The 22,616-nt window shown below is 73.4% G+C and carries 24 protein-coding genes; 8 read left to right on the top strand and 16 right to left on the bottom strand.

The genetic code is table 11. From position 1 onward, the window contains the following. The first annotated feature begins 39 nt into the window (after positions 1–39). The 3 genes from AB0M79_RS04040 to AB0M79_RS04030 are packed head-to-tail and all read left to right on the top strand — an operon-like array spanning position 40 to position 2,493. Positions 40–912: an ABC transporter substrate-binding protein gene (locus AB0M79_RS04040; protein ID WP_364207541.1), complete on the top strand. Its 873-nt coding sequence runs from the start codon at positions 40–42 to the stop codon at positions 910–912. After that, positions 909–1,748 (top strand): amino acid ABC transporter permease, encoded by an 840-nt coding sequence (locus tag AB0M79_RS04035; RefSeq protein ID WP_364207539.1) that lies wholly within the window; start codon positions 909–911, stop codon positions 1,746–1,748. The genes AB0M79_RS04040 and AB0M79_RS04035 overlap by 4 nt, the downstream gene beginning before the upstream one ends. A gap of 1 nt (position 1,749) precedes the next feature. Beyond that, positions 1,750–2,493: an amino acid ABC transporter ATP-binding protein gene (locus tag AB0M79_RS04030; protein WP_364207537.1), complete on the top strand. Its 744-nt coding sequence runs from the start codon at positions 1,750–1,752 to the stop codon at positions 2,491–2,493. 88 nt (positions 2,494–2,581) lie between these two features. On the opposite strand, the gene ribH is transcribed toward AB0M79_RS04030, so the two are convergent. The 6 genes from ribH to rpe form a co-directional block, all read right to left on the bottom strand. After that, positions 2,582–3,049 carry a 6,7-dimethyl-8-ribityllumazine synthase gene (gene ribH / locus AB0M79_RS04025; RefSeq protein ID WP_364207535.1) on the bottom strand — a complete coding sequence of 156 codons (468 nt, stop codon included), beginning with the start codon at positions 3,047–3,049 and terminating at the stop codon, positions 2,582–2,584. 38 nt (positions 3,050–3,087) lie between these two features. Continuing rightward, on the bottom strand, positions 3,088–4,341 hold the full coding sequence (locus tag AB0M79_RS04020; protein WP_357540083.1) for a bifunctional 3,4-dihydroxy-2-butanone-4-phosphate synthase/GTP cyclohydrolase II: 1,254 nt from the start codon (positions 4,339–4,341) through the stop codon (positions 3,088–3,090). Then, a complete protein-coding gene (locus AB0M79_RS04015) occupies positions 4,341–4,970 on the bottom strand; it encodes a riboflavin synthase (protein WP_357540081.1) in 630 nt (209 codons plus the stop codon). The genes AB0M79_RS04020 and AB0M79_RS04015 overlap by 1 nt, the downstream gene beginning before the upstream one ends. Before the next feature lie 3 nt (positions 4,971–4,973). Next, positions 4,974–6,035 (bottom strand): bifunctional diaminohydroxyphosphoribosylaminopyrimidine deaminase/5-amino-6-(5-phosphoribosylamino)uracil reductase RibD, encoded by a 1,062-nt coding sequence (gene ribD / locus AB0M79_RS04010; RefSeq protein WP_364207532.1) that lies wholly within the window; start codon positions 6,033–6,035, stop codon positions 4,974–4,976. A gap of 438 nt (positions 6,036–6,473) precedes the next feature. Continuing rightward, complete coding sequence (locus tag AB0M79_RS04005; protein ID WP_364207530.1) at positions 6,474–7,436, bottom strand: response regulator; 963 nt, start codon at positions 7,434–7,436, stop codon at positions 6,474–6,476. 94 nt (positions 7,437–7,530) lie between these two features. After that, a complete protein-coding gene (rpe, locus tag AB0M79_RS04000; protein WP_357540075.1) occupies positions 7,531–8,211 on the bottom strand; it encodes a ribulose-phosphate 3-epimerase in 681 nt (226 codons plus the stop codon). 138 nt (positions 8,212–8,349) lie between these two features. Here rpe and ppgK point away from each other — a divergent pair, with 138 nt between their 5' ends. Next, positions 8,350–9,084: a polyphosphate--glucose phosphotransferase gene (ppgK, locus tag AB0M79_RS03995; protein ID WP_357540073.1), complete on the top strand. Its 735-nt coding sequence runs from the start codon at positions 8,350–8,352 to the stop codon at positions 9,082–9,084. 69 nt (positions 9,085–9,153) lie between these two features. Here ppgK and AB0M79_RS03990 read toward each other — a convergent pair whose 3' ends face one another. After that, positions 9,154–9,654 carry a DUF456 domain-containing protein gene (locus tag AB0M79_RS03990; RefSeq protein WP_364207528.1) on the bottom strand — a complete coding sequence of 167 codons (501 nt, stop codon included), beginning with the start codon at positions 9,652–9,654 and terminating at the stop codon, positions 9,154–9,156. 269 nt (positions 9,655–9,923) lie between these two features. Between AB0M79_RS03990 and AB0M79_RS03985 the strand changes: the two genes are divergently transcribed. From AB0M79_RS03985 to AB0M79_RS03975, 3 genes are read left to right on the top strand one after another with little or no spacing between them, the layout of a single operon-like run. Beyond that, on the top strand, positions 9,924–10,796 hold the full coding sequence (locus AB0M79_RS03985) for a septum formation family protein (protein WP_364207526.1): 873 nt from the start codon (positions 9,924–9,926) through the stop codon (positions 10,794–10,796). Then, the gene (locus tag AB0M79_RS03980) at positions 10,793–11,698 is read left to right on the top strand and encodes a septum formation family protein (protein ID WP_364207524.1); all 906 of its coding nucleotides are present in this window, start codon (positions 10,793–10,795) and stop codon (positions 11,696–11,698) included. The genes AB0M79_RS03985 and AB0M79_RS03980 overlap by 4 nt, the downstream gene beginning before the upstream one ends. An 8-nt stretch (positions 11,699–11,706) precedes the next feature. Beyond that, positions 11,707–12,591 carry a septum formation family protein gene (locus AB0M79_RS03975; RefSeq protein WP_364207522.1) on the top strand — a complete coding sequence of 295 codons (885 nt, stop codon included), beginning with the start codon at positions 11,707–11,709 and terminating at the stop codon, positions 12,589–12,591. Between the two features lie 40 nt (positions 12,592–12,631). Here AB0M79_RS03975 and AB0M79_RS03970 read toward each other — a convergent pair whose 3' ends face one another. The 4 genes from AB0M79_RS03970 to AB0M79_RS03955 all read right to left on the bottom strand — a co-directional run bounded on the left by AB0M79_RS03970 (position 12,632) and on the right by AB0M79_RS03955 (position 16,423). Next, the gene (locus tag AB0M79_RS03970; RefSeq protein ID WP_364207520.1) at positions 12,632–14,161 is read right to left on the bottom strand and encodes a transcription antitermination factor NusB; all 1,530 of its coding nucleotides are present in this window, start codon (positions 14,159–14,161) and stop codon (positions 12,632–12,634) included. Continuing rightward, positions 14,158–15,084 carry a methionyl-tRNA formyltransferase gene (fmt, locus tag AB0M79_RS03965; protein WP_364207518.1) on the bottom strand — a complete coding sequence of 309 codons (927 nt, stop codon included), beginning with the start codon at positions 15,082–15,084 and terminating at the stop codon, positions 14,158–14,160. The genes AB0M79_RS03970 and fmt overlap by 4 nt, the downstream gene beginning before the upstream one ends. Before the next feature lie 5 nt (positions 15,085–15,089). Next, a complete protein-coding gene (gene def, locus AB0M79_RS03960) occupies positions 15,090–15,650 on the bottom strand; it encodes a peptide deformylase (protein ID WP_364207516.1) in 561 nt (186 codons plus the stop codon). Between the two features lie 191 nt (positions 15,651–15,841). Beyond that, positions 15,842–16,423, bottom strand: a complete 582-nt coding sequence (locus AB0M79_RS03955) for a type 1 glutamine amidotransferase domain-containing protein (RefSeq protein WP_364207514.1) — start codon at positions 16,421–16,423, stop codon at positions 15,842–15,844. Positions 16,424–16,807: 384 nt separating this feature from the next. Here AB0M79_RS03955 and AB0M79_RS03950 point away from each other — a divergent pair, with 384 nt between their 5' ends. Beyond that, entirely contained in the window at positions 16,808–16,984 is a 177-nt protein-coding gene (locus AB0M79_RS03950) for a hypothetical protein (protein WP_357540055.1), read from the top strand. Between the two features lie 16 nt (positions 16,985–17,000). Here the strand turns inward: AB0M79_RS03950 and AB0M79_RS03945 are convergent, their stop codons facing one another. From AB0M79_RS03945 to coaBC, 5 genes are all read right to left on the bottom strand, one after another. Continuing rightward, positions 17,001–17,645, bottom strand: a complete 645-nt coding sequence (locus AB0M79_RS03945; RefSeq protein WP_364207512.1) for a hypothetical protein — start codon at positions 17,643–17,645, stop codon at positions 17,001–17,003. Positions 17,646–17,727: 82 nt separating this feature from the next. Next, positions 17,728–17,937, bottom strand: a complete 210-nt coding sequence (locus tag AB0M79_RS03940; RefSeq protein WP_357540051.1) for a phosphatidylethanolamine-binding protein — start codon at positions 17,935–17,937, stop codon at positions 17,728–17,730. Positions 17,938–18,001: 64 nt separating this feature from the next. Continuing rightward, on the bottom strand, positions 18,002–19,993 hold the full coding sequence (locus tag AB0M79_RS03935; RefSeq protein ID WP_364207629.1) for a primosomal protein N': 1,992 nt from the start codon (positions 19,991–19,993) through the stop codon (positions 18,002–18,004). A 113-nt stretch (positions 19,994–20,106) separates the two neighbouring features. Then, the gene (gene metK / locus AB0M79_RS03930; RefSeq protein ID WP_364207510.1) at positions 20,107–21,303 is read right to left on the bottom strand and encodes a methionine adenosyltransferase; all 1,197 of its coding nucleotides are present in this window, start codon (positions 21,301–21,303) and stop codon (positions 20,107–20,109) included. A 106-nt stretch (positions 21,304–21,409) separates the two neighbouring features. Continuing rightward, positions 21,410–22,615, bottom strand: a complete 1,206-nt coding sequence (gene coaBC, locus AB0M79_RS03925; protein ID WP_364207508.1) for a bifunctional phosphopantothenoylcysteine decarboxylase/phosphopantothenate--cysteine ligase CoaBC — start codon at positions 22,613–22,615, stop codon at positions 21,410–21,412. Position 22,616 lies beyond the last annotated feature (1 nt).

The raw sequence follows: 22,616 nt of genomic DNA, 5'->3' as shown, positions 1-22,616 counted from the left end.
TGACGATCCACGTCACCGCGCGCCCTATGCTCACCAGCCATGGCACGCCCATCCACCACCGTCACGCGCCTCGCCGCGACCGCCGCCGTACTGGTCGCGCTCACCGGCTGCGCCCCCGAGGAACCCACCCCCACCGCCACCGGCACCCCCGCCGGCGGATCGACCTGCACCAAGGAGTCGCTGCCGACCCGCACCGCGGGCAAGCTCACCATCGGCACCGACGACCCGGCGTACGAGCCGTGGTTCAGCGGCAACGACCCGGCCAACGGCGAGGGCTTCGAGTCCGCCGTCGCGTACGCGATCGCCGAGAAGCTCGGCTACGCCAAAGAGGACGTGGTCTGGACCCGGGTCCGGTTCGACAACGCGATCGCCCCGGGGCCGAAGGAGTTCGACTTCGACATCAACCAGTTCTCCATCACCGACGCCCGCAAGCAGGCCGTCGACTTCTCCTCCCCCTACTACAAGGTGCGGCAGACGATCATCGCGCTGAAGTCGTCGAAGATCGCCGGCGCCACCTCGCTCGCCGACCTCAAGGACGCCAAGCTCGGCGCCCAGGTCGGCACCACCAGCTACTCGGCGATCACCGAACTGGTCCAGCCCAGCAGCCAGCCGCAGGTCTACAACAGCAACGACGACGCGAAGAAGGCCCTCCAGAACGGCCAGATCGACGGTCTCGTGGTCGACCTGCCGACCGCCTTCTACATCACCGCCGCGGAGATCACCGACGCGAAGATCGTCGGCCAGGTGCCGCAGGTCGGCGTACCGGAGCTGTTCGGCCTGGTCCTGGACAAGGGATCGGCGCTGACCGGCTGCGTCAGCACCGCCGTCGACGACCTGAGCCGGGCCGGCACGCTCGCCGAGTTGGAGAAGAAGTGGCTCGCCCAAGTGGCGGGCGCCCCCGAACTCACGTGACACCGCACACCCCGTCGAAGCACCAGCTCGAGCGGGCCGCCTACCGCAGGCGGCAGACGGTCCGCTCGGTGCTGGTCGCCGCACTGTCGACCGGGGTGCTCGGCACCCTGCTCGTCGTCGCGGTCACCGGTGCGCCCGGCTGGGAGCGGGTCCGCGCGTCGTTCCTCGACCTCGACATCGCCCGCGACGCGTTCCCGGCCGTCCTCACCGGACTGTGGCTCAACGTACGGCTGCTGGTCTTCTGCGCGCTCGGCGCGCTCGCCCTCGGCCTGCTGATCGCGTTGCTGCGCACCCTGCGCGGCGCGGTCTTCTTCCCGGTCCGGGCGCTGGCGACCGGCTACACCTACACGTTCCGCGGCCTGCCGCTGATCATCGTGCTGTACGTGCTCACCCTCGGCGTGCCCGGGCTGCGGCTGCAGGGCATGCCGAGCGTGCTGGTGCTCGGCGGCGCCGCCCTGGTGCTGACGTACGGCGGCTATCTGGCCGAGGTGTTCCGGGCCGGCATCGAGTCGGTGCACCCGAGCCAGCTCGCGGCGGCCCGCTCGCTCGGGCTGACGTACCGGCAGACGATGCGGCACGTGGTGCTGCCACAGGCGGTGCGCCGGGTGGCGCCGCCACTGCTCAACGACACCGTCGCGCTCCAGAAGGACGTCGGGCTGGTGTCGCTGGCCGGTCCGATCGACGCGGTACGCGCCGCGCAGATCGCGACCGCCGAGACGTTCAACTACACCCCGTACATCGTGGCCGGGATGCTTTTCGTGCTGCTGGCGATCCCGCTGATCGCGGTCACCGACTGGGTGACGCTGCGGGCGGCCCGCCGCCAGGCAGGAGGATGAGATGGCGGTGCTGTCCTGCCGGGGCCTGCGCAAGGTGTTCGCCGGCAACGTCGTACTCGACGGGCTGGACCTCGACGTCGCCGAGCACGAGGTGGTGGCGCTGATCGGGGCGTCCGGCTCGGGCAAGTCGACGCTCCTGCGCTGCGTCAACCTGCTGGAGGAGATCGACGACGGCACGATCCACCTCGACGGCGACCACATCACCGCCCCCGGCACCGACGCCGACGGGGTACGCCAGCGGATCGGGATCGTGTTCCAGGCGTACAACCTGTTCCCGCACCTGACGGTGCTGGACAACATCACCCTCGCCCCGCGCCGGGTGCACCGGCGGGACCGGGCCGACGCCGAGGCGCAGGCCCGCGACCTGCTGGCCCGGGTCGGACTGGCGGAGAAGGCCGGCGCCTACCCCGACCGGCTCTCCGGCGGCCAGCAGCAGCGGGTGGCGATCGTCCGGGCACTGGTCAACTCGCCGCGGCTGATGCTGCTCGACGAGGTCACCTCGGCCCTGGACCCGGAACTGGTCGGCGAGGTGCTGACCATGATCCGCGACCTGAAGGCGGACGGGATGACGATGGTGCTGGCCACCCACGAGATGAGCTTCGCCCGTCAGGTCGCCGACCGGGTCTGCTTCCTCGACGGCGGCCGGGTGATCGAGCAGGGACCGCCCGAGCGGGTGTTCGGTGACCCGACCGAGCCGCGTACGAGGCAGTTCCTGCGCCGCATCATCGAGGCCGGCCGCCTCTGACTCCCCCGCGATCTTGCACTTGTCGCCGGGCAAACCCGACAAAGGGAGGAGACAACCGCAAGATCGCGGGGATGGAAGAGCGCGGGGGTCAGAGGGCGCGGATGGCCAGGGCGGCGTCGAGCACCGCGACGGCGCTGTCCCAGCCCTTGTCCTCGGCCGAGTCGGGCAGCCCGGCCCGGTCCCGGGCCTGCTCGATCGTGTTGACGGTCAGCACGCCATGGCCGACCGGGGTCGACTCGTCGAGCGCGACCCGGGTCAGCCCCTCGGTCACCGACTGGCACACGTAGTCGAAGTGCGCGGTCTCGCCGCGTACGACCACACCGAGCGCCACCACCGCGTCGCAGCGGCGGGCCAGCGCCTGCGCCACCACCGGCAGCTCCACCGACCCGGCGACCCGGGCGACCACCACCTCGCGTACGCCGCACGCCTTGCCGGCCGCGACCGCCCGGTCGAGCATGTGGTCGACCAGTTGCCCGTGCCAGCGCGCGGCGACCACGCCGAGCGTCAACCCGCCCGCGTCCACCGTGGACACCCCGGGGGCACCGAATCCCGCCATCGTCAGACTCCGTTCCGTGGAAAGACCGGTGGACCGCTCTACGCCGTACCGTCGGCGACGGCGTCGAGCCGGCCCGTCTCGTTGTCCAGCTCGTCGAGCAGGTGTCCCATCCGGTCACGCTTGGTGCGCAGGTAGCGCACGTTCTCCGGATGCGAGCGCACCGGCAGCCGTACCCCGCCGACGATCTTGAGGCCGTAACCCTCCAGCCCGGCACGCTTCGCCGGGTTGTTGGTGATCAGCCGCATCGACCGGACGCCGAGGTCGTAGAGGATCTGGGCGCCGGTGCCGTAGTCGCGGGCGTCGGCCGGCAGGCCCAGTTCCAGGTTGGCGTCGACGGTGTCGCGCCCCAGGTCCTGCAACTGGTAGGCCTGCAACTTGTGCAGCAGCCCGATGCCGCGCCCCTCGTGGCCGCGCACGTACAGCACGACCCCGCGCCCCTCCTGCGCCACCCGGGCCAGCGCCGCGTCGAGCTGCGGGCCGCAGTCGCAGCGCAGCGAACCGAACACGTCCCCGGTCAGGCACTCCGAGTGCACCCGGACCAGCACGTCCTCACCGTCGCCGAGGTCGCCGGCGACCAGGGCGATGTGCTCGTTGGTGTCGTACTCGGCGCGGTAGCCGACCGCCCGGAACACCCCGTGCGCGGTCGGGATGCGGGCCTCCGCGACCCGCTCGACCTGCTTCTCCGTACGCCGCCGGTAGGCGATCAGGTCGGCGATGGTGATCAGCGTCAGTCCGTGCTCTGCGCTGAACCGGGCGAGGTCCGGCAGCCGCTGCATGGTGCCGTCGTCGTTGACCAGCTCGCACAGCACCGCCGCCGGTCGCAGGCCGGCCAGCACGGCCAGGTCGACGGCGGCCTCGGTGTGCCCGGGCCGGCGCAGGACCCCGCCGGCCTTGGCCCGCAGCGGCACCACGTGGCCGGGCCGGGCCAGGTCGGCCGGCGACGTCGCCGCGTCGGCGAGCAGCCGGATGGTGTGCGCCCGGTCGGCGGCCGAGATGCCGGTGCTGACCCCCTCGCGGGCGTCGACGGTGACCGTGTACGCGGTGCCGCGCCGGTCCTGGTTGGTGTGGTACATCGGCGGCAGTTCGAGCCGGTCGGCGTCGGCCTCGGTCAGCGGCGCGCAGATGTAGCCCGAGGTGTGGCGGACCATGAACGCCAGCAGTTCCGGGGTGGCCAGCTCGGCGGCGAAGATCAGGTCGCCCTCGTTCTCGCGGTCCTCGTCGTCCACGACGACGACCGGGCGGCCGGCCGCGATGTCGGCGACGGCCTGCTCGATGGTGCCGAAGGTGCCCATCACGACCGCCCCGAAAGCGGCGCGGCCGACGCGGCGCCGGTCCCGCCCAGCAGCTTCTCCACGTACTTGGCGATCACGTCGACCTCCAGGTTGACCGGGTCACCGACGCCCTTGCGGCCGAAGGTGGTCAGGGTGAGGGTGGTCGGGATCAGACCGACCGAGAACGAGTCGTCGTCCACGTCGACGACGGTCAGCGACACCCCGTCGACGGTGATCGAGCCCTTCTCGACCACGTAGCGGGCGAGGTCGGCGGGGAGCGAGAACCGCACCGTCTCCCACTTCTCGGCGGGTTCGCGGGCGGTGATCGTGGCCACCCCGTCGACGTGCCCCTGCACCAGGTGACCGCCGAGCCGGGTGGCGAGCGTGGCGGCCCGCTCCAGGTTCACCCGGTCGCCCTCGGCCAGCGCGCCGAGCGACGAACGGCGCAGCGTCTCGCCCATCACGTCGGCGGTGAACACGTCGCCGTCGACGTCGACGACGGTCAGGCAGACGCCGTTGACCGAGATCGAGTCGCCGTGCCGGGCGTCCGGGGCGACCACCGGGCCGCGTACGGCGACGAGCACCGAGTCGGTGCCGGTGTCGGTGACCCGGATGATCTCGCCGAGCTCCTCGACGATGCCGGTGAACATGCCCTAGCCCTCCCTCTTGCGGGGAACCGCGGTGAACCGCAGGTCGGGGCCGACCTGGGTGATGTCGACGAAGTCCAGCTCGATGATCTCGGCGATCGTGGTCACGCCGGCCCCGGACAGGGCGGCCGGGCCGGCGCCGAGCAGCTTCGGCGCGACGTACCCGATCACCCGGTCGACGAGGCCGGCGGCCAGGAACGCCCCGGCGAGCGTCGGCCCGCCCTCCAGCAGCACCGACCGGACACCGCGCCGGTCCAGGGCCGCGAGCAGCGCCGGCAGGTCGACCCGCCCGCCGTCGACGGTGCCGACCTCGTCGGCGGTCGCCACCCAGGTCCCGGCGGCGCCGTCGCGGACCCGGGCCTGTTCCGGGGTACGCCCCGAGGAGTCGACCACGACCCGCAGCGGCTGCCGGATGGCGAGGCTGCCGTCACGCAGGTTGCGGGCGGTGAGCCGGGGGTCGTCGGCGAGCACGGTGCCGACGCCGACCAGGACGGCGTCGACGGTGCCGCGCAGGGCATGCACGTCCATCCGGGCCGCCTCGGAGGTGATCCACATGCTGGTGTTGTCGGCGGCGGCGGACCGGCCGTCGAGGGTGGCGGCGTACTTCCAGGTCACGTACGGCCAGCCGCGGCGTACCGAGGTCAGCCAGGCGATGTTGCCGGCCTCCGCCTCGGCGGCGCGGACCCCGGTGACCACCTCGATCCCGGCCTCGCGCAGCGTGTGCGCGCCCCCGGAGGCGACCGGGTTGGGGTCGCTGACCGCGACCACGACCCGGGAGATGCCGGCCTGGATCAGCGCCTGCGCGCACGGGCCGGTGCGGCCGGTGTGGTTGCACGGCTCCAGCGTGACGACGGCGGTGCCGCCCTTGGCCCGCTCACCGGCCTGTGCCAGCGCCACGATCTCGGCGTGCGGACCGCCGGTGTAGGCGTGGAATCCCTCGCCGACGACCTCGCCGGACGGGTCGAGCAACACGCAGCCGACCACCGGGTTGGGGCTGGTGGTGCCGAGCCCCCGGGCGGCCAGCGCGATCGCGCGGCGCATCGCCTCGTCGGTGGAGACGTTCGCCATGGTGCTGCCCCTGCTTTCCTCGCGTGCCGGTCGGCGCGCGGGCAGGGGGATGAGCGGCGGCGAACCCGGGGACGGCGAAGCCGACCCCGGAAAAGCCCGAGGAACGGCACACGAAAGGTGCCGTCGACGGACCCGTCCGTCCCGCGCGCTGTCTCCCATCCGGACTGTCTGGGCGCGGGCCGCCGGGCGACCTGCCCCCAACCGTCGGCCCTGGAATCGTCACCAGGTCAACCGGCCGTTGGTTACGACCGGGTCGCGGGCTGACCGGGGCGGAAACCCCGGATCACCGCCGGTTCGGAATTACACCGAGTCCCGCCAGCGCGTGGTGGGTACTGCCCAGAGTCTTACACGTCCGCGCGCACAAGGCGCGCCAGGGGCGACCTACGTCACACTCGCCGGTCCGCTCGCCGGTCGCCTCTTCACAGGCGTCGGCCCAGGTCAGTGGCTGTTGAGCCGGCGGTCGGCGGCGATGAACGAGCCGGGCTGACTCTTCGCCACCGACTTCATCTCGTTGGCGACCGCGATGATCTCGCGCGGGTCGGTGAACCGCCGGGCCGGGGTCGACAGGGCCACCCCGACCGACAGGGTCACCAGGTGGGCCTTGTGCACGTTGCCGCGCCGGTCCTTGACCTCGACGAAGCCACGTTTGGCGTCGCGCGGGTCGTACAACTCGTCCGCGGCCCGCTCGAAGTCGACGACGGCCCGCTCGGTCAGCGGCCGGACCTGGTCGGGGGCACAGACGATCACGAAGTCGTCGCCGCCGACATGGCCGAGGAAGGCCGGCGGCAGACCCGCGCCGAGAACCGCCCGGTGCAGGCTGCGGGCCAGGGCGCTGATGAACTCGTCGCCGCGGCCGAAGCCGTAGCAGTCGTTGACGCTCTTGAACCGGTCGATGTCGATGTAGCAGACGGCGTAGTCGAAGCCGCCGCGTACCCGGTCGGTGATCTCCCGCTGGATCCGGGTGTTGCCCGGCAGCCCGGTCAGCGGCGACAGCTCGCGGTATTCCCGGTTGCGGCGCAGTGTCGAGACGACCCGGGCCACCAGCTCGGAGGTGTCGAACGGCTTGACCAGGTAGTCGTCGGCGCCGGCGGTGAGCCCGACCACCTTGTCGACCGTGAGCCCCTTGGCGGTCAGCATGATGATCGCCAGGGCGGCCGACAGCGGGTTGGCCCGCAGCCGGCGGGTCAGCTCCAGGCCGTCGATCTGCGGCATCATCAGGTCGACCACGGCCAGGTCGGGGCGGTGCCGCTCGACCATCGCCAGCGCCTCCAGGCCGTCGCGGGCGCGGATCACCTCGAAGCCGTGCAGGCGAAGGTTGAACTCGACGAACCGGGCGATGTCGTCGTCGTCGTCCACGACCAGGATCAGGTCGGGACGGGCATCGGCCGGCTCGACGCTCACCGCCGCCCCCTGCCTTCCGCCGCGACGGGGCGGGACCGGCGGGGCCGGACCGGCCCGCCCACCGCCGCGCTCCCGCGCATCCCGCCCGCCCCGTTCACGCCCGCGCCGCGGCGCGCTCGGCGAGCCGCCGCAGCTTCCGTACGGCCTCGGCCGGATCGTCGGCCCCGTAGACGGCGGTCCCGGCGACGAACGCGTCGGCGCCGGCGTCGGCGGCCTGCTCGATGGTGTCGGCGGCGATCCCGCCGTCGACCTCGATCCGCAGCTCCAGGTGGCCGGCGTCGACGTGCCGCCGGGCGGCGCGGACCTTGTCGAGCAGCTCGGGGATGAACCGCTGCCCGCCGAACCCGGCCTTGATCGTCATGATCAGCAGGGTGTCGAAGCTGGGCAGCAGTTCCAGGTAGGGCTCGATCGGGGTGTCCCGGTCGATCGCCAGACCCGCCTTGGCGCCGGCCGCCCGCAGGTCGCGGGCCAGCGCCACCGGATTGTCCGACGCCTCGGCGTGGAAGGTGACGTTGTACGCGCCGGCGTCGGCGTAGCCGGGTGCCCAGCGCCGCGGATCCTCGATCATCAGGTGTACGTCGAACGGCAGCGACGTGGCCGCGATCAGGCTCTGCACGACCGGCAGGCCGATCGTCAGGTTGGGCACGAAGTGGTTGTCCATCACGTCGACGTGCAGCCAGTCCGCGGCCCCCTCCACCGCCCGGGCCTCGTCGGCCAGGTTGGCGAAGTCGGCGGCGAGGATGCTGGGCGCGACGATCGGAGCTGGGGCGTTCACCGCGCCAGTGTACGAATCATCGACCGGCACCGGACACGCGCCACCGCCGAAGGTCACGTAGGTTCGTTGTTCCAGTGGACACGGCAGCCGGCGGGTGCGGGTGGCACCCCCGGGTGCGGAACGGACGGTGAGTGGTCAATGAGCGTGTTGGGCGTCGACATCGGCGGTTCGGGCATCAAGGGGGCACCGGTCGACCTCGCGACAGGTGAACTCGCCCAGCCCCGGCAGCGGATCGAGACCCCGGCACCGGCCGACGTGACCAGCGTGGTGGAGACCGTCGCCGAGGTGGTGTCCCGCTTCGACGCGACCGACCGGGTCGGGATCACCTTCCCCGGCGTCGTCGTCGACGGTGTCGTACGCACCGCGGCCAACATGGACGCCTCCTGGCTGGACGCCCCGGCCGCCGAACTGTTCGCCGCCCGGATCGGGATGCCGGTCGTGGTGCTCAACGACGCCGACGCGGCGGGCGTGGCCGAGATGACGTACGGGGCCGGACGCGGGCGGCCCGGCGTGACCCTGATGCTCACCTTCGGCACCGGCATCGGCAGCGCCCTGTTCCTCGACGGGAGGCTGGTGCCGAACACCGAGTTCGGTCACCTGGAGCTGCGCGGCGGCGACGCCGAGGACTACGCCTCCGACCGGGCCCGCCAGCTCGACGGGCTGGACTGGCCGACCTGGGCCGGCCGGGTCCAGGAATACCTGGAGATGGTGGAGATGCTGCTCCGCCCCGATCTGATGATCATCGGCGGCGGGGTGAGCAAGAAGGCGGCCGAGTTCCTGCCGCTGATCGACATCCGTACCCCGGTGGTGCCGGCCGAACTGCGCAACACCGCCGGCATCGTCGGCGCGGCCCAGGCCGCCACGCTGCGCTGACCGGCACCCGTACCGCCCGGCCGGGGTGACCCCGGCCGGGCGGACCCGCCGGACCGTCCCGGCCTGCCGTCATACGACGATCAGGCCGACGACCCAGACGAAGGCGATTCCCAGCGCGGCGCCGAGCTCGATGAGCATCGACAGGCCGGCGGCCTTCAACGCGTTCTTCGTCGACGGCCACGCGGCCTGGTTGTCGCCCAGCCGCATCCGCTCGGCCAGCCACACCCCGAGCACGAAGCCGAGGAGCAGGCCCACCACCGGCACCACGAAGAACCCGACCAGGCCGAGCAGGCCGCCGAGCAGCAGCGTCCGGTTGGGTACGCCGGAGCGTTTCAGGTTGCGCCCCGGCCAGGCGTACTGGACGACGGCGCCGACGACCGCGATCACGGTGGCGACGGCCAGGATCACCCACTTCACCCAGCCGCCGTCGGCGAAGATCGCCCACAGCAGCACGCCACCCCAGCACAGCGGCAGTCCCGGCAGCACCGGGACGATCACCCCGAGGATGCCGACGACGATCGCCACCCCGGCGATGAACGTGATCAGTGTGTCGGTGTCCGCGAGGTTCATATCGGCACTCCAGCGGCGAAGCGGACGGATCGGCGTCATCGTACGTCGGCCCCGCGAGCGACCCGGTTTCCACCGCGCCGGGCGCCCGCCGGTGTGGATGATCGAATTCGGCCGTACGGCCGACCCACCCACGCGGCCGTTCCCGTAGGCTCCACGCCCGGCGGCCCCCCTACCCGACCTCCGGTTCCCCCAGACCCGATCCACGCACGACCGTCGACGGCCGGGCGGCCCGCCGCTTCGACGAGCCCCCGAAAGGCATGGAACGATCAATGCGACGGTGGATGGCGGCCCTGGCCGCGACCGTGACGCTGACCGTGGCGACCGGCTGCGGCAACCCGGCCGGAGTCGACGGCATGCTGACCGACGACTGGCCGGAGTTGCCGGCCGCGGTCGGCTTCGCGCCGGAGGCGAACGTCTGCCACGAGTACGCCGGCTGGGTACGCCGCAAGGCCATTGACTACCGCCCCGTCGCCTGCACCGAGAAGCATCTGGCCGAGACCATCCAGGTCGGCAGCTTCCCGGCGGCGGTGACCGAGTATCCCGACGGCGGCACCAAGCCGCTGCGTGACGCGTACGCCGAATGCGACAAGGCGTCCCGGGGCTGGCTCGGCGGCGACTGGCGGGAGGCTGCGCTGACGCTGAACGTCGTACCGCCCAGCCAGAACGCCTGGCGCGGCGGCGCCCGCTGGTTCCGCTGCGACCTCGGCCGGCGCAACTCCATCGAGGACAACGGGCCCCGTTCCGGCACGGCGTCGCTCAAGGACGCCATGACCAACGGGTCGGAGCCGCGCTACGGCTGCTACGACTTCGACGAGGACGGGAACAAGGCGACCCTCGTCCCGTGCGACCGGCCACACACGGCCGAGTTCGCCGGCACCTTCGAGACGAACCTGAGCTGGGAGAAGTTGACCGCCGACGGCGGCGACGAAGCCACCCACCGCAACTGCCTGAAGGTCATCGCGAAGTTCGCGAAGGTGCCCGACGACGGCAACGTCAAATACCGCTCCGGCAGCATCTCCTACTACCCGAGCCTCGACGAGTGGACGATGGGCAGCCGCACCGTCCGGTGCCTGCTCTGGTTGGCGGACAGCACCAACCGGTCCGTACGCGGTGGCGGCACCAGCGCCCTTCCGATCGGATGAGGGCGGCCATCCCCGGCGGGCGGTGGTTCCGTGGACCGCTCGCGGCGCTGGCCGCCGGTCTGACCCTGACGGTGGCCGGCTGCGGCAACCCGGCCGAGGTCGACGGCCTGCTCACCGACGACTGGGCGGCCTTTCCCGAACCGGTCGCGGTGGTGCCGGTCGTCGGCGAGTGCCACGAGTCCACCTCGGGCATCAGGGTCCGGGTGTCGGACCACCACCCCATCGACTGCGCCAACAGCCAGCGTGTCGAGACGATCCACGTCGGAACGTTCGAGGACGCCGACTCCGTCCCGGCGGAAGGCGGCCAGACAATGCGGGCCAGGTTCAACGAGTGTGACCGAAAGGCCCGCGACTGGGTGGGTGGGGACTGGCGGACGGCGCGGCTCAGGCTGACGGTCCGTACGCCCACCGAGACGGCCTGGGCCGGGGGTGCCCGATGGTTCCGGTGCGACCTGAGCGAGGCCCGAGCGGTGGACGCCGCCCTCGAGGTGCCGCGTAGGGGCTCGCTGAAGAACGCGCTGACGGCGGAACCGCAACTGCTGCACCAGTGTTTCAAGGTCAACCTGTCGACCCACGAGACGGTGATGTCCATTGTGGCGGTGACCTGCGACAAACCGCACGAGGCCGAGTTCACCGGGATCCACACCACTCAACAGGTGACCTACGAGGCATTCCTCGAGAACTTCGACGGCACCGAGGCGGCCTGTCTACGGGTGGTCGCCGCCTACGCGAAGGTGCCTGTCGACGGCAACCTGGAGTACCGTGTCGGCACGCTCTTCTACGGGCCGGACGAGGCGGCCTGGGAAGCCGGCGACCGCGGCGTGCGCTGCCTGGCCTGGCTCCCGGACCAACTGACCCGGTCGGTACGCGCCGGCGGCACCAGCGCCCTTCCGGCCCGGTGACGACAGCGATGCGCCACCGACTGCTCGCGGCGCTGGCCACCGGCCTGGCGCTGGCGGTGACCGGCTGCGGCAACCCGGCGGACGTCGACGGCATGCTCACCGACGACTGGCCGGCGCTGGCCGAGCCAGCCCTGTTCACGCCGGCCGCCGGGGTCTGTCACCGCTACGCACCCCGGTTCGACATCGGTGTGGCCGACTACAAGCCGGTCGACTGCGGCACCACCCACCAGACCGAGACGCTCCACGTCGACGCGTTCGACGCCGGACAGGTCGAGCCGCCGAAGCTCGGCGACCCGGCGTTGAAGTCGGCGTACGACACCTGCGACGGGAAGGCCCGGGAATGGCTCGGCGGCCGGTGGCAGGACGCCCGGCTGAGCCTGCGGGTCGGGATACCCACCCGGCGCGCCTGGGGCGCCGGCGCCCGCTGGTTCCGGTGCGACATTCAGCAGTTCGTGGCCCTACACGCCCGGGACGCGGCCGAACGCAAGGAAAGCCTCCGGGGTGAACTCACAGGCGAGTCCGATCTGCGGCTCGGCTGCTTCGACTACGAGGTGGGCGACGAGTACATCGAGAAAATACTGCCGACCCTCTGCGGCATTCCCCATCTCAGCGAATACGTCGGAACCCACACCGCGACGCACCGGACGTACGAGGCGATGGAGGCCGACCACGACGGACTCGACCGGGCCTGCCGGCGGATCGTCGCCGGCTACGCGAAGGTTCCCGACGACGCCCGGCTCGCCGACCGCGCGGGATGGTTCTACTACCAGCCGGACCCGTACGAGTGGGGCCTCGGCGACCGGGCCGTCCGGTGTTTCGTGGACCAGTACGGTCGGGAGATGACCCGGTCGGTACGCGACGGCGGTGACGCCGCCCTGCCGGTACGGTACTGACGGCGCCGGCCCGGACCGGATGGTCCGGGCCGGCGGGCGGTCACTCGGTGCGGCGCAGCACGGCCAGGAACATCGCGTCGGTGCCGTGCCGGTGCGGCCACAGCTGCACCGTCGGCCCCTCGCCCAGCCCCGGCATCCCGGCCGGAAGCAGCGGGCGGGCGTCGACGAAGTCGACCGACACCCCGGACCGGCGGGCCGCCTCGGTGACCGTCACGTGCGTCTCGACGGTGTGCGGCGAGCAGGTGACGTAGGCGACGACACCGCCCGGCCGGACCGCGTTCAGGGCGGCGCCCAGCAGTTCGCGTTGCAGCCGGGTCAGCGGCGGCAGGTCGGACGGCTGGCGGCGCCACCGCGACTCCGGGCGCCGGCGCAGCGAGCCGAGGCCGGTGCAGGGGGCGTCGACCAGCACCCGGTCGAAGCCGCCGGCGGGAAGTTGCTCGTCGCGGCCGACGGTGCGCCCGTCGGTGGCCAGCACGGTGACCGGCATACCGCGTACCGCCTGGGCGACCAGCGCGGCCCGGTGTTCGGCGACCTCGACCGCGGTCAGGTGGGCGTCGCGCTGGGCGGCCAGCGCGCCGAGCAGGCCCGCCTTGCCGCCCGGCCCGGCGCACAGGTCGAGCCAGCGCCGGTCGTCGCCGTCGACCGGGGCTTCGGCGAGGGCGAGCGCGACCAGCTGGGAGCCCTCGTCCTGCACGTGCGCCCGGCCGTCGCGCACCGCGTTCAGGTCGCCCGGCGCGCCGCCGGGAAGGTAGACGGCGTACGGGGAGAAGGCGCCCGGTGCCCCGCCGACCTGGTCGGCGATCTTGACGGCGTCGGCGCGGCCGGGGCGTACGCACAGGTGCACCGGCGGGGGTTCGTTGTCCTCGATGAGCAGCCGGGTCGTCTCGCCGAGGTCGCCACCGAGCGCCTCGGAGAACGCCCGCACTATCCACCGTGGATGGTGGTGGGCGATGGCGAGGTGCCCGAGCGGGTCCGCCTCGTACGCCGGGGCGAGCTGCTCGACCCAGCCGTCGGCGTCCTTCACCGTGATCCCACGTAGTACGGCGTTGGCGAACCCGGTCGCTCCGGGCGCGACGGCGCGGACCAGGTCGACCGTCGACGACACCGCGGCGTGTGCCGGCACCCGGGTGTGCAGGATCTGGTAGGCGCCCAGCCGCAGCGCGTCGCGGGCCGGCGGGTCGATCCGGTCGACGTCCCGCTCGGCGGCCGCGGCGATGATCAGGTCGAGGGTGCCCTGCGCCCGCAGGGTGCCGTACGTCAGCTCGGTGGCGAACGCCGCGTCCCGGCCGTGCAGGCCCATGTCGCGCAGGATCGCCGGCAGCACCAGGTTCGCGTACGCGTCGTCGCGGTGGACCGCGGCGATCGCCTCGTACGCCGCCTGCCGTGCGCGGTCCACGATGGACCGGGCGGACCGCGCCGGGCGGCCGTCGCGCCCCGGCCGGGCGTCCCGGCTCCGGAAGTCGCGGCCCTGACCACGTGGGTCGCGGCCCCGGCTGTCGCGGGCGGGGCGGGCCGGGTGTGCCGGGCGGGTGGCCGGGTGGCCGCCCTCGTGCGGATTGGTGTCGGTCACGCGAAACGCTCCCCCGCCGTGACGCGCACGCCACGTGCCCAGTCGGTGGCCGGCATCGCCTTCTTGCCCGCGGCGCGGACCTCGCCGAGCGCGACGGGCGTGGTGGCCGTACCGGCCAGCACCTGGCTCCGCTCGACGAGCAGCTCGCCGGGTGCGAGGTCGGGACCGTTGGCGACCGGGCGCACCGGGCCGAGTTTGACCCGGTCGGACCGGAACGTGGTCCAGGCCCCGGGGGCCGGGGTGCAGGCCCGGATACGCCGGTCGACCGCGAACGCCGGGTCGGTCCAGCGGACCTGGGCGTCCTCGGCGGTCAGCTTCGGAGCCAGGCTGACCCCGTCGGCGGGCTGCGGCTCGGCCCGCGCCGCCCCGGAGGCGATCGCGTCGAGCACCGCGACCAGCAGCCCGGCGCCGGAGACGGCGAGCCGCTCAAGCAGGTCGCCGGAGGTGTCGCCGGGCCGGATCTCGTCGGTGAGCGTGCCGAAGACCGGGCCGGTGTCCAGGCCGGCCTCCAGTTGGAAGACGCTGGCGCCGGCCAGCTCGTCGCCGTGCAGCACCGCGTGCTGCACGGGCGCCGCGCCGCGCCAGGCCGGCAGCAGCGAGAAGTGCAGGTTGATCCAGCCCTTCGCCGGGATGTCCAGCGCCACCTGCGGCACCAGGGCGCCGTACGCGACGACCGGCACCACGTCGGGCGCGAGGTTCCGCAGCCGGTCCAGGAACTCGGGCTCGCGCGGCTTCTCCGGGGTGAGTACCTCGATGCCGCGCTCGTCGGCCCAGGCGCCGACGGGTGAGCGGACCAGCCGGCGGCCCCGGCCGGCCGGGGCGTCGGGCCGGGTCACCACGGCCAGCAGTTCGTGGCCGGCGGCGGCGATCGCGTCGAGGGCGGGTACGGCGACGGCCGGCGTACCGGCGAATACCAGGCGCAAGCGGGTCACCGGCCCAGCCCGAACGGGTTGCCCGCGCCGTGCGGGCTGACCTTGACCACCGGCGGGGCGGCGCGGTCGTACCAGTCCGCCTGCCGGATCGCCTTCATCGCCTCCTTGCGGCCCTGCGCGTCGAGCCGGTCGAGGAAGAGCACCCCGTCGAGGTGGTCGGTCTCGTGCTGCACGCAGCGGGCCATCAGACCGGTGCCGACCACCTGCACCGGGTCGCCGTACGAGTTGAAGCCCTTGGCCACCACGTTCATCCGCCGTTTGGTGTCGAAGTAGAGCCCCGGGATCGACAGGCACCCCTCCGGGCCGTCCTGCTCCTCCTCGTCGGGGAAGTCGAGCACCGGGTTGATCAGGTGACCGACGACGTCGTCGACGTCGAAGGCGAAGACCCGCAGGCCCACACCGAGCTGCGGGGCGGCGAGGCCGGCACCGCTGCTGTCCAGCATGGTGTCGGTGAGGTCGGCGACGAGCTTGCGCAGCTCGGCGTCGAAGTCGACCACCGGCTCGGCCGGCGTGCGCAGCACCGGATCTCCGAACAGGCGGATGGGCTGGACGGTCACGCGGGGTGGCTCCTTCACGTACGGCGGCGGTGCTGACGGTCCAGTCTACGGCCGTGGCCGGGGGCCGACCGGCCCCGGCACGGCGGGGGGGGGCCGCGGCCCACACGCCGAGGGGGTGGGTCCTCCCGACGCGGGCCACGGCCCCGTCCACCGGACACCCGCCTGCCGCGGGTCCGGTGCTCAGGTGGGGATCAGACCGTCGCCATCTGGCCGGCCTGCCGTCCCGTGGCTATCTCCTCGACCATCGCCGCGCAGAACGCCGGGATGTCGTCGGGCCGTCGGCTGGTGACCAGCCCCGCATCCACCTGGACCTCCTTGTCCACCCAGATGCCGCCGGCGTTCATGATGTCGGTGCGCAGGCTCGGGAACGACGTCACCGTCCGCCCCCCGACCACGTCGGCCTCGACCAGGCTCCACGGGCCGTGGCAGATCGCGGCGACCGGCTTGTGCTGCTCGAAGAACGACCGGACGAAACGCATCGCGGCCTCGTTCATCCGCAGGCGGTCCGGATTGACCGCGCCACCGGGCAGCACCAGCGCGTCGTAGTCGTCGGCGCTGGCCTCGTCCACGGTCCGGCTGACCTCGTGGCTGCCGGCCTTGTTCAGGTCCTTCTCCATCGCCTGGATCCGGCCCGGCCGGATCGACACCAGCTCGACCTGTGCGCCGGCCTCCTCGGCGGCCTTGCGCGGCTCGGTGTACTCGACCTCCTCGACCCCATCGGCGGCCAGGAACGCCACCCATCGGCCCGTCAGCGGGTTCTGCTGGGCTGTCATGATGCGGCCTCCTTCCGCGGCGCGGCTCGCGAATCCGCACCGCTCATCGACCAGCGTTCCCACCCCCACCCCCGGCAAACGCGTCGATGCCGGCGCCCCCGGCGGCCGCGAAGGGTGGCCGCGAAGGGTGGCCGCGTTGATCAAGGACTCGTTGCGCGGCAATTCGGACCAAAGAGCCACGTTTACTCCTTGATCAGCGGGGTGTGGACCGCCCGGCGGGCGGGCAGACCGGGCAGACCGGGCGAAGCGGCCAGGCGGACCGGGCAGACCGGCGCGGACCGAAACACGGGAGCCGCGGGCCGAAGCGGCGGCGCTCCCGGCAGGACCGGCACCCGAACCCCGAAGCACGCGGAGCGCCCGAACGGTCACCCTAGGTTTCGAGTCGTGGACAACCGTCGGTTCCGGACGATCGCGTCCTTCGGGGCGGGGATCGCCGTTCTGGTCTTCGGCATCGGTGGCAGCGAGGAGGGCCGGCCGTCAGGCGCCATCTTCGTGCTCGCCGCCATCGCCGCGTTCATCGTGTGGTCGGTGACCAAGCCGCCGGCCAGCGACAAGAAATGACTCCCGCCGGCCGGGGCTAGCGGGCGGCGACCACGTCGCCGGCCGAATCCGGGTCCAGCGCCACCCGGACCAGCGCCGCCGTCAACCGGGCGAAGTCCCGCCCCGGCACCAGCCCGGCCAGCGCGTCCGGCGCGGACGGCAGGCCCACCCGGTCGGCGCCGGCGGCGACCCGCCGGTCGGCGTACGGCCGGACGTCGTCCCACACCGCCTGCGCCTCACGCAGGTAGATGTCGGCACCGGTGGGTCCGATGCCCGGAAACTCGGTCAGCAGCTTGCGGGTCCGGGACAGGTCGCCGGCCGCCTCGGCGTGCAGCCGCCGCAGGTCGCCGCGCCACCGGTCCAGGCACAACCGCGCCTCTTCGGCGAGCATCGTCGCGGTCCGCTCGTCGTACCGGCGGTAGTGGCCCCGGCCGAGCGCCGCGATCAGGTCCGGGCGGCGGGCGGCGGCCATGTCCTTCGGGGTACGCAGGCCGGCGGCGAACAGTTCCCGGGCGGCGGCGGTCGCCACCCCCGCCCGGATGCGGGTGCTCAGCAACGTGGCGAGCACCAGTAGCTGGTACAGCGGGCCCGGCGCGTCGGCGAGCCGGATGCCGGCCTCCTCGGCGTAGAGGCGGCCGTGCCGGTCCAGCAGTGCCCGGACCCGTACCCGATCCGCGCTCATCCTTCCCCTCCGTCCCCGGGCCGCGTCGGGCCCGGCATGCCGTCGGCGGGGGCCGCAGGCATGCCGGGCGGACGCCGGCCGGTCACTTGGGCTCGCCCGGTCCCCGTTCGCCCTTGGGACCCAGGCCGCGCGTGCCGCGCAGCACTCCGGTGCGCCGCTCGTCCTCGCGCAGAACCCGGTTGGCCAGCTCGTCGGCGCGGCCGTCCGGGGCCACCCCGGTGTTCTCGATCTCGTTACGCAGCCGGGCACGCTTGATGTCGTACCCCTTGCTGCCTGGCCGTTTACCCGACATCACGTCCTCCCTCGTCTGCGACACGGTGGTCTACCCGCGCCTGCGGAGGCCAACCACCGGGTACTCAGAAGAGGTCGTGCGGGTCGACCTGGACACGGACCGGTCGGGCGGCCTTGCGGGCCGACCGGATCCCGGCCGCCTCGTGCAGGGCGCGGGCCAGCGCGGCCGCCCCGGAGCGGGCCACCCGGACGAGCATCCGTTCCTGGCCGTCGCCGGCGGGGACCGGCCCCAACACGACCGCGCCGTCGGGCAGCCGGGCCGCGGCCAGCAGGTCGGCGACCGCCTCGGGTACGCCGGTGACGCTGGCCATCCGTACGGCCGGCGGGAAGCCGAGTTCCCGGCGCTCGGCGAGTTCCCGGCCAGCGAACCAGCCGGGATCCCAGCGCAGCAGGGCCTGGACCGGGGTGAGCCCGCCGTCGGCGACGACCACGACCCGGCCGCCGGCCGCCGCCGGGCGGGCCAGCGCCGCCGCCGCCATCCAGCGGCGCAGCGCCTCCTCGCCGGCCCGCAGGTCGGCCCGGGTCAGCATGGCCCAGGTGTCGAGCAGCAGCACCGCGCCGTAGCCGCCGTCGGCGACCGGTTCGGCGCCGGGCGTGGCGACCACGAGGGCGGCGCCGCCGGGTACGGCGGCCAGCACCTCGTCGCGACCGGAGGTGCGTACCGGGGCGCCGGGAAAGGCCCGGCCGAGTTCCTCGGCGGTGCGGCGGGCGCCGACGACGGCGGCCCGCAGCCGCCGGCCGCCGCAGGTCGGGCAGGTGTACGCGGCGGTGACGCGGCCGCACCACCGGCAGGCGGGCGGGGCGTTCGCCGAGCGCAGGGCGAGTGGGCCGGCACAGTGCGCACACCGGGCCGGGGTACGGCAGTCGACGCAGGCGACGGCCGGCAGGTAGCCGCGCCGGGGCACCTGCACCAGCACCGGGGCGTCGGCCTTCAACGCGGCGCGGGCGGCGTCCCAGGCGAGGCTGGGCAGCCGCGCGGTCGCGGCGGCCGGGTCGCGGGCCAACTGCGGGTCGTCGCCGGTCGGCCGCACCGCCGGGGTACGCGCCCGCAGCATGGCCCGGCTCGCCACGATCTCGCGGGCCCAGCCGGTCTCGACGAGCTGCTGCGCCTCCCCGGTACGGGCGTACCCGCCGACCAGCACGGCGGCGTCGGCGAGCTGGGCACGGGTCAGCAGCACCTCGCGGGCGTGCGGGTACGGCGCCCGGGGTTCGGCGTGCAGGTCGTCGCCGTCGTCCCAGATGGCGACCAGGCCGAGGCGCTCGACCGGGGCGAACATGGCGGCCCGGGTGCCGACCACGACGGGTACCTGCCCGCGGCTGGCGGCGAGGAAGGCCCGGTATCGCTTGGCCGGGCCGAGGGCGGCGGACAGTGCGACGTGCCGGCCCGGGCCGAGGACGGCGGAAAGAGCGGTGTCGAGCCGGTCGAGGTCGCGGGCGTCGGCGACGACGGCGACCGCGCCCCGGCCGGCGCCGACGGTGGCGGCGATGGCGTGCGCGTACGCGGCGGCCCAGTCGGTGCCGGGCAGCGCCGACCAGACGGCCCGGGGCCCGCGCTCTTCGGCGAGCGCCCGCAGGAACCCCGGCCCCGCCGGGTAGTCCCCCCACCCGCCGTCCCCGTCCCCCACCCCACGCTCCGCCGAACTCTCCGCGATCTTGCGGTTGTCTCCCCCTTCTGCCCCGTTCCGGGCGGCGACATCCGCAAGATCGCGGGGCGGGGTGGTCTGTTCGGCGCGGGCGTGGCGGGGTGGGACGGCCAGTCGCAGGACGTCGGCTAGGTTGCCCGAGTAGCGGTCGGCGACCGCCCGGGCGAGCCGGGCGACCTCCGGGGTCAGTACCCGTTCGGGTGACACCAGCCGTTCGAGGAAGGCGAGCTTGCCGTCGTGGCCGGACGAGTCGACCCGGTCCAGCAGCCAGCCGTCGACGAGTTGCCCGGCGAACCGCACCCGGACCCGGGTGCCGGGCAGTGCCGTCTCCTCCACGTCGGCGGGGACCAGGTAGTCGAACGGCCGGTCGAGGTGGGCCAGCGGCACGTCGACACAGACGCGGGCGACCGGCAGCCGCTGGGCGGGCTGCCGGTCGCTCCGGCTACGTGTCGTGGTCACCGCGCCATCCTGCCTGGGTCCGGCGGTCGGCTGCCGACCGCCGGGAACCGCGGCGTGGCGCGGCCGGCTCAGGCGCCGACGGCGGACTTCAGGTCGCCGGCCCGCTCGGTGCTCTCCCAGCTCAGGTCCGGCAGCTCGCGGCCGAAGTGGCCGTAGGCGGCGGTCTGCTGGTAGATCGGGCGCAGCAGGTCGAGGTCGCGGATGATCGCGGCGGGCCGCAGGTCGAAGACCTCCTTGATCGCCGCCTCGATCCGGTCGACCGGGACGGTCTCGGTGCCGAACGTCTCGACGAAGAGGCTGACCGGGTGGGCCTTGCCGATCGCGTACGCGACCTGCACCTCGCAGCGCTCGGCGAGCCCGGCGGCGACGACGTTCTTGGCGACCCAGCGGGTCGCGTACGCCGCGGAGCGGTCGACCTTCGACGGGTCCTTACCGGAGAAGGCGCCGCCGCCGTGCCGGGCGTAGCCGCCGTAGGTGTCGACGATGATCTTGCGGCCGGTGAGGCCGGCGTCGCCCATCGGGCCGCCGATCTCGAAGCGGCCGGTCGGGTTGACCAGCAGCCGGTAGCCCTCGGTGTCCAGGCCCAGGCTCTCCAGCTCGGGGGCGATGACATGCTCGCGGACGTCGGGGGTCAGCAGCGACTCGAGCGAGATGTCGGCGGCGTGCTGGCTGGAGACGACGACGGTGTCGAGCCGCACCGGGCGCAGCCCGTCGTATTCGATGGTGACCTGGGTCTTGCCGTCGGGCCGCAGGTAGGGAATGGTGCCGTCCTTGCGGGCCGCGGAGAGCCGGCGGGCCAGCCGGTGGGCCAGCGCGATCGGCAGCGGCATCAGCTCGGGCGTCTCGGAGCAGGCGAAGCCGAACATCATGCCCTGGTCGCCGGCGCCCTGCTGGTCGAGCAGGTCGCTGCCGCCCTCGCCGGCCCGCAACTCGATCGCGGTGTCGACGCCCTGGGCGATGTCGGGCGACTGGGAGCCGATGGAGACGCTGACGCCGCACGACGCGCCGTCGAAGCCCTTCTTCGACGAGTCGTAGCCGATGCCCAGGATCGTCTCGCGGACGATCGTCGGGATGTCGGCGTATGCCTGGGTGGTCACCTCGCCGGCGACGTGGACCTGGCCGGTCGTGATCAGGGTTTCGACCGCGACCCGGCTGCGCGGGTCCTGTGACAGGAGCGCGTCCAGGATGCCGTCGCTGATCTGGTCGGCGATCTTGTCGGGGTGACCTTCCGTGACGGACTCGGAAGTAAACAGGCGTCGTGCCACGGTGCTCCTCACGTCTGGGAACTCTTTCGCAATCGAAAGTCCTCGCGGCAGTGTAGAGACCTACCGCCCCAAAGACCGAGCCTAGGCCCTCGCACCGACGCGAAGGTCACGAGCCGGTGAACCGGCTGACCACCAGCTCCCACACCGCGTCGGCCAGATCATCCTTGGCCTGTTGTGGGAGTTCTGTCGTTGATCCGTCAGCTCCGAGCACGGTGGCCGCGTTCGTCTCCGCCCCGAACACCTTGTCCGGTCCGACCTCGTTGACCACGATCAGATCCGCCCTCTTGCGCACCAGCTTGGCCCGGGCGTTGACCACCGCGTCACCGGTCTCGGCGGCGAAGGCCACCAGGATCTGGCCGGGCGGCTTACGCTCGCCCAGCTCGGCGGCGATGTCCGGGTTGGTGACCAGTTCGATCGTGGGCGCCACCCCGTCCGCCGCCTTCTTGATCTTCTGGTCGGCGTAGGTGGCGGGCCGGAAGTCCGCGGGTGCCGCCGCCATCACCACGACGTCGGCGTCCCCGGCGGCGGCGAGCGTCGCCCGCCGCAGCTCCTCGGTCGTGCCGACCCGCACGACGTCGACCCCGGCCGGATCGGGCAGGGTCACGTTCGCGGCGACCAGCGTCACCCGGGCGCCCCGGGCCGCGGCCGTGACGGCGAACGCGTATCCCTGCTTGCCCGACGAGCGGTTGCCGAGGAAACGCACCGGATCGAGTGGTTCGCGGGTGCCGCCGGCGGTGACGACCACGTGCCGGCCGGTCAGGTCGCGTGCGCCCGGGCCGCCGTGGCGCAGGACCCGCCGGGCGTACGCGAAGATGGCCGCCGGATCCGGCAATCGGCCCTTGCCGGTGTCGGCACCGGTCAGCCGGCCGCTGGCCGGCTCGATCACGAGTACGCCCCGGCGGCGCAGGGTGGCCACGTTGTCAGCGGTGGCCGGGTGCTCCCACATCTCGGTGTGCATCGCCGGGGCGAGCACCACCGGGCACCGCGCGGTCAGCAGGGTGTTGGTGAGCAGGTCGTCGGCCAGCCCGTGGGCCGCCTTCGCCAACAGGTCGGCGGTCGCCGGGGCGACCACCACGAGGTCGGCGGACTGGCCGAGCCGGACGTGCGGCACCTCGTGCACGTCCGACCACACGTCGGCGGCGACCGGATTGCCGGACAGGGCCGCCCAGGTCGGCGCCCCGACGAAGCGCAGCGCCGACGCGGTCGGCACCACCCGGACGTCATGCCCCGACTCGGTGAACAGCCGGAGCAGCTCGCAGGCCTTGTAGGCGGCGATGCCGCCGCCTACACCGAGAACGACCCGTGGGGGCATC

The sequence above is a fragment of the Polymorphospora sp. NPDC051019 genome (assembly GCF_040683055.1).
Lineage (GTDB): Bacteria > Actinomycetota > Actinomycetes > Mycobacteriales > Micromonosporaceae > Polymorphospora > Polymorphospora lycopeni.
This window is presented reverse-complemented; position numbering and strand designations above follow the sequence as displayed.